The sequence below is a fragment of the Delftia sp. HK171 genome, from assembly GCF_001886655.1.
In the GTDB taxonomy this organism is placed as follows: domain Bacteria; phylum Pseudomonadota; class Gammaproteobacteria; order Burkholderiales; family Burkholderiaceae_C; genus Comamonas; species Comamonas acidovorans.
In genome coordinates this window covers 5,126,766-5,141,295 of the sequence record NZ_CP018101.1, presented here as the reverse complement: position 1 = coordinate 5,141,295, position 14,530 = coordinate 5,126,766, and the positions used below count along the sequence as shown (strand labels likewise).

Below are 14,530 nucleotides of genomic sequence, written 5' to 3'. Positions count from 1 at the left end.
CAAGCCGCAGCGGCGGCAAATCCATTCATGACTAAACGTATCAATCGCCTGGGCGTGCGCGCTGCATCGACCCTGGCTGCCATGGTTTTGGCTGCCAATGCAGCCTGGGCGCTGGAGCCCTTCCGGGTACAGGACATCCGCATCGAAGGCCTGCAGCGCGTGGAGCCGGGCACGGTCTTCGCATCCATCCCGCTGCGCGTGGGCGACCAGTATGACGATGACAAGGGCGCAGCTGCGATCCGCTCGCTGTTCGCGCTGGGGCTGTTCAAGGACATCCGCCTCGAGGCCAATGGCAACGTGCTCGTTGTCGTCGTCGAAGAACGCCCGACCATCGCCGAGGTGAACTTCGCCGGCACCAAGGAGTTCGACAAGGAAACCCTGCAAAAGGCCATGCGCGATGTGGGCCTGGCAGAAGGTCGTCCCTTCGACAAGGCCCTGGCCGACCGTGCCGAGCAGGAGCTCAAGCGCCAGTACATCAACCGCAGCCTTTATGGCGCGGAGGTCGTCACCACGGTCACGCCCATCGAGCGCAACCGCGTCAACCTGACCTTCACGGTGACCGAGGGCGATCCGGCCCGCATCAACGAGATCCACATCGTCGGCAACAAGGCCTTCAGCGAATCCACGCTCAAGGACCTGTTCGATCAGGACACCGGCAACTGGATGAGCTGGTACACCAAGTCGGACCGCTATGCGCGCAACAAGCTCAACGCCGACCTGGAAACGCTGCGCTCGTACTACCTGCAGCGTGGCTACCTGGAGTTCCGCGTGGACTCCACCCAGGTAGCCATCTCGCCCGACAAGCAGACCATCTCGCTCACGCTCAACGTCCATGAAGGCGAGCGCTTCGTGGTCTCCGGCGTCAAGCTGGAAGGCAACTACCTGGACCGCGACGACGAATTCAAGTCCCTGGTCAAGATCAAGCCCGGCGAGCCCTACAACGCCGACCAGGTCACGGCAACGACCAAGGCCTTCACCGAGCACTTCGGCAACTTCGGCTTTGCCTTTGCGCGCGTCGAGGCCGTGCCGGACATTGACCGTGCAACCAACCGGGTGGCCCTGGTGCTGCACGCCGAGCCTTCTCGCCGCGCTTATGTGCGACGCATCAATCTCAGTGGCAACAACCGCACGCGCGACGAAGTGATCCGCCGCGAATTCCGCCAGTACGAAGCTTCCTGGTATGACGGCGACAAGATCCGCCTGTCGCGCGACCGTGTGGACCGCCTGGGCTTCTTCACCGAGGTCAATGTCGAGACCCAGGAAGTGGCGGGTTCGCCCGACCAGGTGGATCTGGTCATCTCGGTGGCTGAAAAGCCCACCGGCTCGCTGCAGCTGGGCGCTGGTTTTTCCAGCGCTGAAAAGGTTTCGCTGTCGTTCGGCATCAAGCAGGAAAACGTGTTCGGCTCAGGCAACTACCTGGGCGTGGACGTGAACACCAGCAAGTACCGCCGCACCATGGTGCTGTCCACCACGGATCCGTACTTCACGGACACCGGCATCTCGCGCACCTACGACCTGTACTACCGCACTGACCGTCCCTACTACGACGATGCGGCCTACAAGATCGTCACCTCGGGCGGCAGCGTGCGCTTTGGCGTGCCCTTCAGCGAGATCGACACGGTGTATTTCGGCGGCGGCGTGGAGCGCTCCGAAATCAAGCCCGGCACCTACCTGCCTCAGGCGTACAAGGACTATGCCGACAAGTACGGCTATTCCAACACCGGCATTCCGCTGACCCTGGGCTGGTCGCGTGACAGCCGTGACAGCGCGCTGGCGCCCAACTCGGGTCTCTACCAGCGCCTGAACACCGAGTGGTCGGTGGGTGGCGAGGCCCGTTATGTGCGCGCCAACTACCAGATCCAGCAGTACATTCCGCTGAGCAAGAAGTACACGCTGGCACTGAACGGTGAACTGGGCTACGGCAAGGGCCTCAATGGCCGTCCGTTCCCGCTGTTCAAGAACTTCTTCTCGGGTGGCCTGGGTTCGGTGCGTGGCTTCGAGCAGGGCTCGCTGGGTCCGCGCGACACCAAGGAAAACCTGGCGCTTGGCGGCTCCAAGAAGGTGACCTTGAACGCAGAGTTCATGATTCCCTTCCCCGGTGCCGGCAATGACAGGACTTTGCGTCTTTTTACATTCCTCGATGTGGGCAATGTCTACGGGGCCAACGAGAACTTCGATCTCGGGGAGCTGCGGGCTTCCACGGGCCTGGGCATCAGCTGGATTTCCCCGCTGGGCCCCCTGCGTCTCGCCTTTGCTCAACCCATCCGCAAGCAGACCGGGGATAAAATCCAGCGACTGCAATTCCAAATCGGAACCTCTTTCTAATGAAATCTCTATCTAGCCATTTTTCCCTGGCTGTGCTGCTTGGCGCCATGGCTGTTTCTGCGCACGCTCAAGAGTTCAAGGCCGGCTTTGTGAACACAGACCGCATCTTCCGTGAAGCGTCGACGGCCAAGGCTGCGCAGTCCAAGCTGGAGCAGGAATTCTCCAAGCGTGAGAAGGAACTGGTCGACCAGGGCAATACGCTCAAGAGCGCTTCGGAGAAGTTCGAGCGTGAAGCGCCCACCATGGCCGAAAGCCAGCGCGTCTCCCGTCAGCGTCAGCTGGTGGACCAGGATCGCGAGTTCCAGCGCAAGCGCCGTGAGTTCCAGGAAGACCTGAACTCCCGCAAGAACGAGGAACTGGCCCAGGTGCTGGAGCGCGCCAACAAGGTGGTCAAGCAAGTGGCCGAATCCGAGAAGTACGACGTCATCCTCCAGGAAGCCGTCTACATCAACCCCAAGTACGACATCACTGACAAAGTGATCAAGGCGCTGAACGGCGGCGGCAAGTAAGCCAGCGTCCAGGGCTGCATGCCGTGAGCGTATTGTTGGGTCAGATCCTCGATGCACTCGGTGGCGAACTGGTCGGTGGCGACAGGGAGATGCCCATCTCCCGCATCGCCCCGCTGGATTCCGCCGGGGCCGGGGATCTAAGTTTTCTGAGCAACCCCCGCTACCGCCAGCAACTGGCCGCCTCCGAGGCGGCCTGCGTTATTGTGGCGCCCGCCATGCGTGAGCTGGCGCAGCAGCGGGGTGCCTGCATCGTGGTCCCTGACCCGTATGCCTACTTCGCCAGGGCCACGCAGTGGTGGAAGCGGAACTGCAGGTCTGTGGCGCCGGCCGGTATCCATCCAAGCGCGGTGGTGCACGAGAGTGCCATCGTTGATGCCTCTGCCACGATCGGCCCGCTCTGCGTGGTTGAAGAGGGTGCCACCATCGGTGCCCACACCGTGCTCAAGTCGCGCGTCACCATTGGCGAGAACTGCCATGTGGGCGCGCGCTGTCTGCTGCATTCCGGCGTGGTGCTGGGAGCGGACGGCTTCGGGTTTGCGCCCGAGAACGGAGCATGGGTGAAGATCGAGCAGCTCGGTGGCGTGCGGATCGGCGACGATGTGGAAATCGGCGCCAACACTTGCATAGACCGGGGAGCGCTGGACGACACGGTGATCGAGGACGGGGTCAAGCTCGACAATCTGATCCAGATCGGTCACAACGTGCACGTCGGCAAGCATACGGCCATGGCCGGTTGCGTGGGGGTGGCCGGCAGCGCACGCATTGGCGCGCATTGCACCGTGGGAGGCGGCGCCATCGTGCTGGGCCATCTGCAGCTGGCCGACAGGGTGCATATTTCGGCAGCGACGGTAGTGACCCGTTCGCTGACACAATCAGGTGTTTACACGGGCATGTTTCCCGTGGATGAAAACGCCAAATGGGAAAAAAATGCTGCGACGCTGAAGCAGCTGCACTCCATGCGCGATCGCATCAAGGCCCTGGAGCGGCAACTGCAGCAATCGGCGGATCAAGGCCATAACGGAACGCAATGATGGATATTCACGCAATTCTCAAGCAACTGCCCCACCGCTACCCCTTCCTGCTGGTGGACAAGGTCACGGAGCTTGAGCGCAATACACGCATCAAGGCGATCAAGAACGTCACGTTCAACGAGCCCTATTTCATGGGCCATTTCCCAGGCCGTCCGGTCATGCCGGGCGTGCTCATCCTGGAGGCGCTGGCGCAGGCTGCCGGCCTGCTGGCCTTCGATGCCATGGGCCAGGTTCCCGACGAAAACAACATCTACTATTTCGTGGGCATCGACGGTGCGCGCTTCAAGCGCCCCGTGGAGCCGGGCGACCAGCTGGTGCTGGAGATCACCATCGATCGCGTTCGCGGCGGCATCTGGAAGTTCAAGGGCGTGGCCCGCGTCGAGGACGAAGTGGCCTGCGAAGCCGAGCTGATGTGCACCATGCGCAACGTGGGCTGACGGGCGCATGGCTGGCATTGAACGCATCCATCCCACGGCACTGATAGATTCCGCTGCACAGCTGGATTCATCGGTGTCGGTCGGCCCCTATGCCGTCATCGGGCCGCATGTGGAAATCGGCGCCGGCACCACGATTGGCGCGCATTGCGTTGTCGAAGGCCATACCCGCATTGGTTGCGACAACCGGATTTTCCAGTTCGCGTCCCTGGGCGCGCAGCCCCAGGACAAGAAGTACGCAGGCGAGCCCACGCGGCTTGTCATCGGTGACCGCAACACGGTGCGCGAGTTCTGCACCTTCAATGCGGGCACCGTGCAGGACCAGGGTGTCACGGTCATAGGCCATGACAACTGGATCATGGCCTATGTGCATGTGGCCCACGACTGCGTCGTGGGCAGCCACACCATCCTGGCCAACAACGCCACCCTGGCTGGCCATGTGCATGTGGGCGACCATGTGATCCTGGGCGGCCTGACGGGCGTGCACCAGTTCACCAAGGTGGGCGCCCATGCCATGGCGGGCTTTGCCAGCCATATCTCGCAGGATGTGCCGCCCTTCATGATGGTGGATGGCAATCCCCTGGCCGTGCGTGGCTTCAATATCGAAGGCCTGCGCCGGCGCGGATTCGGGCCGCAGCGTATCCAGGCCATCAAGCAGATGCACCGTCTGCTGTATCGCCAGGGGCTGACCCTGGAGGCCGCGCGCGACGCCATTGGAGCGCTGGCTGGCGAGCAGCCCGAGGCCGCTGCCGATGTATCGCTGATGCTGGATTTTCTGGCCGCTTCGACCCGGGGCATTGCGCGCTGATTCGGCGCGCGAAAGGACGGCATGACAGAGAACGCGGCGCCATTGGCGCGCCTGAGTCCATCGATTGCCATGGTCGCCGGAGAAACCTCAGGGGACCTGCTGGCGTCCTTGCTCCTGGGTGGGCTGCAGGCCCGCTGGCCCGAGGCTTCGGCCTTTGGCATCGGTGGGCCCCAAATGCAGCAGCGCGGTTTTGAAGCATGGTGGTCCTGCGAGCGGCTGGCCGTGCATGGTTACAGCTTGGAAGTGTTTCGCCGACTGGCCGAGATTCTGAACATCCGCCGGCAGTTGCGCCAGCGCCTGCTCAAGCAGCCGCCAGCCGTTTTTGCCGGCATCGATGCGCCCGACTTCAACCTGGGCCTGGAGACCGATCTGCGGGCTGCGGGCATCAAGACCGTGCATTTCGTCTGCCCTTCGATCTGGGCCTGGCGTGCCGATCGCGTCGAGAAAATCCGGCGTGCGGCCGACCATGTGCTGTGCATCTTTCCCTTCGAGCCCGAGTTGCTGGCCCGTCACGGCATAGATGCCACCTACGTGGGCCATCCCCTGGCCAGCGTGATTCCGCTGCAGCCCGACCGTGCCGCCGCGCGCCGTCGGCTGGGTCTGCCGGAAGATGGTCTGGTGCTGGCCGTGCTGCCCGGCAGCCGACGCTCCGAAATCCGCTATCTTGCAGCCCGTTTCTTTCAGGCTGCAGCTTTGGTCCGGAAGGCGCTGCCAGCTATTAAAATAGTAGTGCCTGCCGTGCCTTCGCAACTGGACGAGTTGCGGCGCATTGCCCAGGAGTCCGGCATGGCCTCGTCGCTGCACATCGTGCGCGGCCAGTCCCATGATGCATTGGCAGCCTGCGACGTGACGTTGATCGCCAGCGGCACAGCCACGCTGGAAGCCGCGTTGTACAAGCGTCCCATGGTGATCGGCTACAACATGCACCCCTGGAGCTGGCGCCTGATGCGTGGCAAGCAGTTGCAGCCCTGGGTGGGCCTGCCCAACATCCTGTGCGGCGATTTCGTCGTGCCCGAGCTGATCCAGGATGCGGCAACGCCCCAGGCGCTGAGCGCGGCTGTGCTGCAATGGCTGCAGGCGTGCGAACATTCCCCTTCAACCGTCGAGGCGCTGGTACAGCGCTTCACAGCGCTGCACCATGAATTGCGGCGCGATACTGCCGAACTGGCCGCCCATGCGATCGAGAAAATCATTGCCCCCACTGCCGCCTGAACAGGCGTGCCTGCCCTGGCATCCGCCGGGGTTGGTTGCGGGCGTGGACGAAGCGGGCCGCGGCCCGTTGGCCGGCCCTGTCGTGGCCGCTGCTGTCATTCTTGACGATCTCAATCCCATCGAGGGCCTGAACGATTCCAAGAAGCTCACGGCTGCGCGCCGCGAGGCACTCTATGACGAGATCCGTGCCAAGGCGCTGTGCTGCAGCATTGCCGAGGCCTCGGTCGAAGAGATTGATCGCCTGAACATCCTGCAGGCCACGCTGCTGGCCATGCGCCGCGCGGTGCTGGGCCTGCGCCTGAAGCCGGTGCTCGTGCTGGTGGATGGCAACCAGCTGCCCGTGCTGGATGTGCAGGCCGAGGCCATCGTCAAGGGGGACTCCCTGGTGCAGGCCATCTCGGCCGCCTCCATTCTGGCCAAGGTCACGCGCGACCGCTGGTGCGAACGGCTGCATGAGCAATATCCGGAATACGGCTTCGACGGCCACAAGGGCTACGGAACGGCGGCCCACCTTGCGGCGCTGCGCCTGCACGGCGCCTGCGAGGAGCACCGGCGAACCTTCGCGCCGGTGGCCCATGTCGTGAGCATTGCTCGCATGGCCGAGCCTCTGGCCGCTGCCCGCGTGGCAGCTGCGGCGCAGGGCGCGCAAGCCTTGCTGCTGTCGGCCTGATTGCCTTTGCCGTTTCTTTCTGCGCCCGTGGCGCGCTGTTCCCTTTGCCCGAAAGCCTCACCATGAGCCGACAACCCGCCGCCACATTGATCCAGTCCCGTGACAACGTCCTGGTCAAGGATTTGCGCAGGCTTGTCCAGGACAGTGGGGCCTACCGCAAGCAAGGGCGCGTCTGGCTGGAGGGGGACCATCTGTGCCGTGCCGCGCTGGCGCGTGGCATGCAGCCCTCCGTAGCCGTGGTGGCCGAGTCCTTCTGGCCGCTGGTGCCGCTGGAATGGGTGCGGGGCGCAGGCAAATGCGTGGTGCTGGCAGATGCCCTGTTTGCCGAAGTCAGCGGCCTGGAGTCCCCGGCGCGCATCGGTTTTCTGATGGACTGGCAGGCATCGGCGGTCATCCGTGCCGGCGTGGCCACGGTGGTGTTGGATCGCGTGCAGGACGCAGGCAACGTGGGCTCCATCCTGCGCAGTGCCGCTGCCTTCGGCTTCAGCCAGGTCGTGGCCCTGAAGGGCACGGCTGCGCTGTGGAGCCAGAAGGTGCTGCGCGCCGGCATGGGGGCGCATTTCGGTCTGCAACTGGTCGAGTCGGCCTCGCCCGAAGACCTGGATGCGCTTGGCTTGCCCCTGATCGTGACCAGTTCCCATCAGGGCGAACTGATCCAAAATGCCGCGCTGCCCTGGCCTTGTGCCTGGGCCATGGGCCATGAAGGGCAGGGCGTTGGCGAGGCGCTGATGCAGCGGGCAGCGCAGCATGTGCGCATCGGCCAGCCAGGCGGTGAGGAGTCGCTGAACGTGGCTGCTGCAGCGGCGATATGCCTGCACGCAAGCAGCGTGAGTGCCGGCTCACGTCAAGGGTAATCCCGCCTCCTGTCAGGAGGCTGAAGCACGACCAGCCTATAATGGGCGGCTTTCAAGCATTCCACACTACGCCTAGCGACGCTTCCTCGCCACCCCCTGCAGACAAGCTATAACCCGCCCGGATCCGTCCGTGCGGCACGCTGGGCGTAACCGTAATTAGAACCGGAGAACCCAGTGCTTTTGTCTCTCAAGGGAGCATTCCCATCCGCCATCCTGGCGCTCGCAGACGGCACGGTCTTTGTTGGCAACTCGATCGGTGCGCAAGGCACCACGGTTGGTGAAGTCGTTTTCAACACGGCAATCACCGGCTACCAGGAAATCCTCACCGACCCCAGCTACTGCCAGCAGATCGTGACGCTCACGTATCCGCACATCGGCAACTACGGCGTCAACGCAGAGGATGTCGAGGCTGGCAAGGTCCATGCGGCGGGCCTGATCATCAAGAACCTTCCGCTGCTGGCCAGCAACTTCCGCAAGTCCGAGACCCTGCCCGACTACCTCACGCGCAGCGGCACGGTGGCGATTGCCAACATCGACACGCGCAAGCTCACACGGCTGCTGCGCGACAAGGGCGCACAAAACGGCGCCATCGTCGGTTTGGCCGCTGGCGAAGAAGTGACCCAGGCGCGCATCGACGAGGCACTGGCTGCGGCCAAGGCGGCCCCCAGCATGAAGGGCCTGGATCTGGCCCAGGTGGTGAGCGCCGCCCAGCAGTACGAATGGACGGAAACCGAGTGGAAGCTGGGCGAAGGCTACGGCCAGCAGCAGGCCCCGCGTTTCCATGTGGTGGCCTATGACTTCGGCGTGAAGTTCAACATCCTGCGCATGCTGGCCGAGCGCGGCTGCAAGCTGACCGTGGTGCCGGCCAAGACGCCCGCCAAGGATGTGCTGGCACTCAACCCCGACGGCGTTTTCCTGTCCAACGGCCCTGGCGACCCGGAGCCCTGCGACTACGCCATTGCCGCCACCAAGGAACTGGTGGAGTCCGGCAAGCCCGTCTTCGGCATCTGCCTGGGTCACCAGATCATGGCCCTGGCCGCTGGCGCCAAGACCTTCAAGATGGCCAACAGCCACCACGGCGCCAACCACCCCGTCAAGGACCTGGACAACGGCCGGGTCAGCATCACCAGCCAGAACCACGGTTTTGCCGTGGAGATGGAGTCCCTGCCCGACACGCTGCGCGCCACGCACATCAGCCTGTTCGACGGCACGCTGCAAGGCCTTGAGCACAAGGACAAGCCTGCGTTCTGCTTCCAGGGCCACCCCGAGGCTTCGCCCGGCCCGCACGATATCGCCTACCTGTTTGACCGCTTCACGGCGCTGATGGAGAAACACAAAAATGCCTAAGCGCACCGACCTCAAAAGCATTCTGATCATTGGCGCCGGTCCCATCGTCATCGGCCAGGCCTGCGAGTTTGACTACTCCGGCGTGCAGGCCTGCAAGGCGTTGCGCGAAGAGGGCTACAAGGTCATCCTGATCAACAGCAACCCTGCCACGATCATGACCGACCCGGCCACGGCCGACGTCACCTACATCGAGCCCATCACCTGGCAGACGGTCGAGAAGATCATCGCCAAGGAGCGTCCCGACGCCATCCTGCCGACCATGGGCGGCCAGACCGCGCTGAACTGCGCGCTGGACCTGTGGCGCAACGGCGTGCTGCACAAGTACAAGGTCGAGCTGATCGGCGCAACTCCCGAGGCCATCGACAAGGCCGAGGACCGCCTCAAGTTCAAGGATGCGATGACGCGCATCGGCCTGGGTTCGGCACGCTCGGGCATCGCCCATTCGATGGACGAAGCCTGGGCCGTGCAAAAGGAAATGGGCTTTCCCACCGTCATCCGCCCCAGCTTCACGCTGGGCGGCACGGGCGGCGGCATTGCCTACAACCCCGAAGAGTTCGAGACCATCTGCAAGCGCGGCCTGGAAGCGTCCCCGACCAATGAGCTGCTGATCGAGGAATCGCTGCTCGGCTGGAAGGAGTACGAGATGGAAGTCGTCCGCGACAAGGCGGACAACTGCATCATCATCTGCTCCATCGAGAACCTGGACCCCATGGGCGTGCACACCGGCGACTCGATCACCGTGGCACCCGCGCAGACGCTGACCGACAAGGAATACCAGATCATGCGCAACGCCTCGCTGGCGGTGCTGCGCGAGATCGGTGTGGACACGGGCGGCTCCAACGTGCAGTTCTCGGTGAATCCGAAGGACGGCCGCATGATCGTCATCGAGATGAACCCGCGCGTGTCGCGTTCCTCGGCGCTGGCCTCCAAGGCCACGGGCTTCCCCATCGCCAAGGTCGCTGCCAAGCTGGCCGTGGGCTACACGCTGGATGAACTCAAGAACGACATCACGGGCGGCAAGACGCCCGCTTCGTTCGAGCCCTCGATCGACTACGTGGTCACCAAGATCCCGCGTTTCGCGTTCGAGAAGTTCCCCGCTGCCGACAACCGCCTGACCACGCAGATGAAGTCCGTGGGCGAGGTCATGGCCATTGGCCGTACCTTCCAGGAGTCCTTCCAGAAGGCGCTGCGCGGCCTGGAAGTCGGCGTGGACGGCATGAACGAAAAGACCCAGGACCGCGAAATTCTCGAAAAGGAACTCGGCGAGCCAGGTCCGGACCGCATCTGGTATGTGGGCGATGCCTTCGCTGCCGGCTGGACGCTGGACGAGGTGCACAACATCACCAAGATCGACAAGTGGTTCCTCGTGCAGATCGAAGAGATCGTGAAGATCGAACTCGAGCTGGACCAGGTCTACGAGGAAAAGGGCGATGCCGCGCTGGCCGCACTGGACGCCACCACGCTGCGCACGCTCAAGCAAAAGGGCTTCTCCGACCGTCGCCTGGCCAAGCTGCTGCACAGCAATGAGAAGGCCGTGCGCGAGGCACGCAAGGCACTGGGCGTGCGCCCCGTGTTCAAGCGCGTGGACACCTGCGCTGCCGAGTTCGCCACCGACACGGCCTACATGTACTCCACCTATGACGAGGAGTGCGAAGCCGAGCCGACGGACAAGAAAAAGATCATGGTGCTGGGCGGTGGCCCGAACCGCATCGGCCAGGGCATCGAGTTCGACTACTGCTGCGTGCATGCTGCGCTCGCCATGCGCGAGGACGGCTATGAAACCATCATGGTCAACTGCAACCCCGAGACCGTGTCCACCGACTACGACACGTCGGACCGCCTGTACTTCGAGCCGCTGACGCTGGAAGACGTGCTCGAAGTCGTGGCTGTCGAGAAGCCTGTTGGCGTCATCGTGCAGTACGGCGGCCAGACGCCCCTGAAGCTGGCGCTGGGTCTTGAAAAGGAAGGCGTGCCCATCATCGGCACCACGCCCGACATGATCGACGCGGCCGAAGACCGCGAGCGCTTCCAGAAGCTGCTGCATGAGCTGGGCCTGCGCCAGCCGCCCAATGCCACGGCCCGTACCGAGCCCGAAGCGCTGGAAAAGGCGGCCGGCCTGGGCTACCCCCTGGTCGTGCGTCCCAGCTATGTGCTGGGTGGCCGTGCCATGGAAATCGTGCACGAGCAGCGCGACCTGGAGCGCTACATGCGCGAAGCCGTCAAGGTCAGCAACGACTCGCCCGTGCTGCTGGACCACTTCCTGTCCAACGCCATCGAGTGCGATGTGGACTGCGTGCGCGACCGCGAAGGCGCCGTCTTCATCGGCGGCGTGATGGAGCACATCGAGCAGGCTGGCGTGCATTCGGGCGATTCCGCCTGCTCGCTGCCGCCTTACTACCTCAAGCCCGAGACCGTGGCCGAGATCAAGCGCCAGACTGCCGCCATGGCCAACGCGCTGAGCGTGGTCGGCCTGATGAACGTGCAGTTCGCCATCAAGGAAACGGCCGACGGCGACGTGATCTACGTGCTGGAAGTCAACCCGCGCGCCTCGCGCACCGTGCCCTTCGTCTCCAAGGCCACCGGCATCCAGCTGGCCAAGGTGGCTGCACGCTGCATGGCCGGCGACACGCTGGCCCAGCAGGGCATCACCAAGGAAGTCACGCCGCCGTACTTCAGCGTCAAGGAAGCCGTCTTCCCGTTCGTGAAGTTCCCTGGCGTGGACACCATCCTCGGCCCCGAGATGAAGTCCACTGGCGAAGTCATGGGCGTGGGCAAGACCTTTGGCGAAGCCTTCGTCAAGAGCCAACTGGGCGCCGGCGTCACGCTGCCGACCCAGGGCAAGGTCTTCCTGACCGTGAAGAACGCCGACAAGCCGCGTGCCGTGGCCGTGGCCAAGGAACTGGCTGCGATGGGCTTCGTGCTGTGCGCCACGCGCGGTACGGCAGCGGCCATTTCCGAGGCCGGCATCGAGGTGCAGCTCGTCAACAAGGTGACCGAAGGCCGCCCCCACATCGTGGACATGATCAAGAACGGCGAGATCGCCATGGTCATCAACACGGTGGAGGAGCGCCGCAATGCCATCGCCGACTCGCGTGCCATCCGTACCAGCGCCCTGCTGGCGCGTGTGACCACCTTCACGACCATCTTCGGTGCAGAAGCTGCCGTCGAAGGCATGAAGTCCATGGGCAACATGGACGTGCACTCGGTCCAGGAATTGCACGCCCAACTGCAGGCTGCCTGAGATCCTTCCATTGCCGCTGCGCCTGTTTTTTGATGGCGCGCAGCGAGCGGCACTGTCCGACAGTGCCGCCGGGTTATCCCACCATTTCGGGTGGGTAAACACGGCATAATGGAACGAATCATTCGATGAAACCGCCGCGCGGCAACGTGCGGCGGTTTGCTTTTGGGGTGCAGGTCTAGCCGCAAAGTCGCCGGCCCGCCTGTACCAAAGAAACCGCGCAGCGCGCGGCGTTCGCTGAACATGGAGACTTTTCAATGGCCACCATTCCCATCACCAAGCGCGGAGCCGAGAAGCTCAAGGACGAACTGCACCGCCTGAAAACCGTGGAGCGTCCCTCCATCATCCAGGCCATCGCCGAGGCACGTGCCCAGGGCGACCTGAGCGAAAACGCCGAATACGAGGCCGCCAAGGACCGCCAGGGCTTCATCGAAGGCCGCATTGCCGAGGTCGAGAGCAAGCTGTCGGCTGCCCAGATCATCGATCCCTCTTCCGTGGATGCCGGTGGCCGCGTGGTCTTCGGTGCAACGGTGGAGCTCGAGGATGAAGACAGCGGCGACACGGTCAAGTACCAGATCGTCGGCGAGGACGAGGCCGACCTCAAGCTGGGCCTGATCAACGTCTCCAGCCCCATCGCGCGCGCGCTGATCGGCAAGGAAGAGGGCGATACCGCCGTCGTGCAGGCACCGGGCGGCGAGCGCCGCTATGAAGTGGTGTCGGTGCGCTACCTCTGATGCGTCAGCGCCTGTGCCTCGATCATTGAGGAAGGCCTAAGCCCATGAGCAACCTGTACGAACGCGTTCCCCTGCTGGCTGCTGCCCTGTGGTGGGGCAGCCTGTCGGCCATCGGCTTCATGGCCGTACCCCTGCTGTTCGCCCAATTGCCCACGCCGGCTGTCGCGGGCTTCATGGCAGCCAAGCTGTTTGCCGCGCAGACCTGGGTGTCCATCGCCTGCGCGGCCCTGCTGCTGGTCCTGTCCCGGCGCAACAAGGAGCAGGTCCTGCAGCCCTGGGCCAAGGCCTGTCTGGGCTTTGTGATCGCAGGCATGCTGCTGGCATTTCTGGTCCAGTACGGCGTGTCGCCGCGCATCGTTGCACGCGACAACCTCAAGCTGTGGCACAGCGTGGGCACGGTGATGTATGCGCTGCAGTGGCTGTGTGCGCTCGTCGTGCTGTGGCGCATAGGCAGTCCTCCGTCTCAAGCGAAAGCCGAGGCCACGGCCTGATCCCGGTCCTGCCGGTCCGGCACCATGCCAAACGAAAACGCCCGCAAGCGCGGGCGTTTTTTTGTGGGCCGAGCTGCTCACTCGTGCCAGTGCTCGGCCACCCAGGTGGCAGGCCGGATATAGCGAAAGCGCCGATTGCGCCGGCCGGCCAACGCGTCGGGCGGGTTGCATTCTCCGTGGAAGATCACCACGCGTGCACCATCCGGCACGAAGGGCGGCTTCCAGTAGTTCGTCGGCCATGCGGGAATGCAGTGGTACTTGAAGCTGGGGCACCAGGCCTGCGGCCAGTACTTGAGCTTGCCCTGCTTGTGCAGCATGTCGGACAGGTAGGCCTGTTCGTTGCGGAAGCTGCTGCGGATCTCTTCGAAATGCGTGCGGAAGTAGTCCAGTACCTCGGGGTGTGCACCCAGCTCGAAGCGGTACACCGAGGAATTGCCCGTGATGCGCCAGGGACGCTTGTAGTCGTGGATGATCAGGAATTCGCCGGGCTCGGTGAAAAAATCGTCCAGCGGCCCGGTGATGACCACGTCCACGTCAAGAAACAGCGCCGTGCCGCGCAGGCCATGCAGGTCGGCGCTGAAGGTGGCCAGCTTGTTCCAGCCGCGCTCGGGAATGCCGGCGGGCAGGTTCAGCGGCGGAATGGGCAGGCATTCGACTTCGTCACGAATCCCCACGCCGTCATCGGTCAGGCAGACAAGGCGAAAATCGCCCTTCAGATGCCGACGCACCATGGCGTAGAGCCTGTTGACATACTCCGGACCGTACTTCTTGCCCCACTTCATGCAGATCACGAAGCGCTGCTGCGCAGAGGGGGAGGCGGAGGGCGGTTGCGCGGCCTGGGCCACGCTGGGGGCATGGGATGCTACGGTCATGGATG

The 14,530-nt window shown here is 63.8% G+C and carries 13 protein-coding genes; 12 read left to right on the top strand and 1 reads right to left on the bottom strand.

The annotated features are described in order from the left end of the window. Positions 1–27: 27 nt before the first annotated feature. The 12 genes from bamA to BO996_RS22955 all read left to right on the top strand — a co-directional run bounded on the left by bamA (position 28) and on the right by BO996_RS22955 (position 13,653). Complete coding sequence (gene bamA, locus BO996_RS23010; protein ID WP_071956501.1) at positions 28–2,325, top strand: outer membrane protein assembly factor BamA; 2,298 nt, start codon at positions 28–30, stop codon at positions 2,323–2,325. Continuing rightward, positions 2,325–2,834, top strand: a complete 510-nt coding sequence (locus BO996_RS23005; RefSeq protein ID WP_013801453.1) for an OmpH family outer membrane protein — start codon at positions 2,325–2,327, stop codon at positions 2,832–2,834. The genes bamA and BO996_RS23005 overlap by 1 nt, the downstream gene beginning before the upstream one ends. 23 nt (positions 2,835–2,857) lie before the next feature. Next, a complete protein-coding gene (gene lpxD, locus BO996_RS23000) occupies positions 2,858–3,865 on the top strand; it encodes a UDP-3-O-(3-hydroxymyristoyl)glucosamine N-acyltransferase (protein ID WP_012206737.1) in 1,008 nt (335 codons plus the stop codon). Beyond that, a complete protein-coding gene (gene fabZ, locus BO996_RS22995) occupies positions 3,862–4,302 on the top strand; it encodes a 3-hydroxyacyl-ACP dehydratase FabZ (RefSeq protein WP_012206736.1) in 441 nt (146 codons plus the stop codon). Before lpxD ends, fabZ begins: the two co-directional genes overlap by 4 nt. Positions 4,303–4,309: 7 nt before the next feature. Continuing rightward, entirely contained in the window at positions 4,310–5,107 is a 798-nt protein-coding gene (lpxA, locus tag BO996_RS22990) for an acyl-ACP--UDP-N-acetylglucosamine O-acyltransferase (protein ID WP_013801455.1), read from the top strand. Between the two features lie 21 nt (positions 5,108–5,128). Next, on the top strand, positions 5,129–6,319 hold the full coding sequence (gene lpxB / locus BO996_RS22985) for a lipid-A-disaccharide synthase (protein WP_071956500.1): 1,191 nt from the start codon (positions 5,129–5,131) through the stop codon (positions 6,317–6,319). Further along, positions 6,282–6,989 carry a ribonuclease HII gene (gene rnhB / locus BO996_RS22980; RefSeq protein WP_012206733.1) on the top strand — a complete coding sequence of 236 codons (708 nt, stop codon included), beginning with the start codon at positions 6,282–6,284 and terminating at the stop codon, positions 6,987–6,989. The genes lpxB and rnhB overlap by 38 nt, the downstream gene beginning before the upstream one ends. 62 nt (positions 6,990–7,051) lie before the next feature. Beyond that, positions 7,052–7,843: a TrmH family RNA methyltransferase gene (locus BO996_RS22975; RefSeq protein WP_071956499.1), complete on the top strand. Its 792-nt coding sequence runs from the start codon at positions 7,052–7,054 to the stop codon at positions 7,841–7,843. 174 nt (positions 7,844–8,017) lie between these two features. Next, positions 8,018–9,190 (top strand): glutamine-hydrolyzing carbamoyl-phosphate synthase small subunit, encoded by a 1,173-nt coding sequence (carA, locus tag BO996_RS22970; protein ID WP_016447475.1) that lies wholly within the window; start codon positions 8,018–8,020, stop codon positions 9,188–9,190. Further along, on the top strand, positions 9,183–12,431 hold the full coding sequence (gene carB, locus BO996_RS22965) for a carbamoyl-phosphate synthase large subunit (protein WP_013801459.1): 3,249 nt from the start codon (positions 9,183–9,185) through the stop codon (positions 12,429–12,431). The genes carA and carB overlap by 8 nt, the downstream gene beginning before the upstream one ends. A gap of 254 nt (positions 12,432–12,685) precedes the next feature. Beyond that, positions 12,686–13,162, top strand: coding sequence for a transcription elongation factor GreA (gene greA, locus BO996_RS22960; protein WP_012206729.1), 477 nt, complete (start codon positions 12,686–12,688; stop codon positions 13,160–13,162). A 44-nt stretch (positions 13,163–13,206) separates the two neighbouring features. Continuing rightward, the gene (locus BO996_RS22955) at positions 13,207–13,653 is read left to right on the top strand and encodes a DUF4149 domain-containing protein (RefSeq protein ID WP_071956498.1); all 447 of its coding nucleotides are present in this window, start codon (positions 13,207–13,209) and stop codon (positions 13,651–13,653) included. 77 nt (positions 13,654–13,730) lie between these two features. Here the strand turns inward: BO996_RS22955 and BO996_RS22950 are convergent, their stop codons facing one another. Continuing rightward, a complete protein-coding gene (locus BO996_RS22950) occupies positions 13,731–14,525 on the bottom strand; it encodes a glycosyltransferase (RefSeq protein WP_071956497.1) in 795 nt (264 codons plus the stop codon). Between the last annotated feature and the right edge of the window lie 5 nt (positions 14,526–14,530).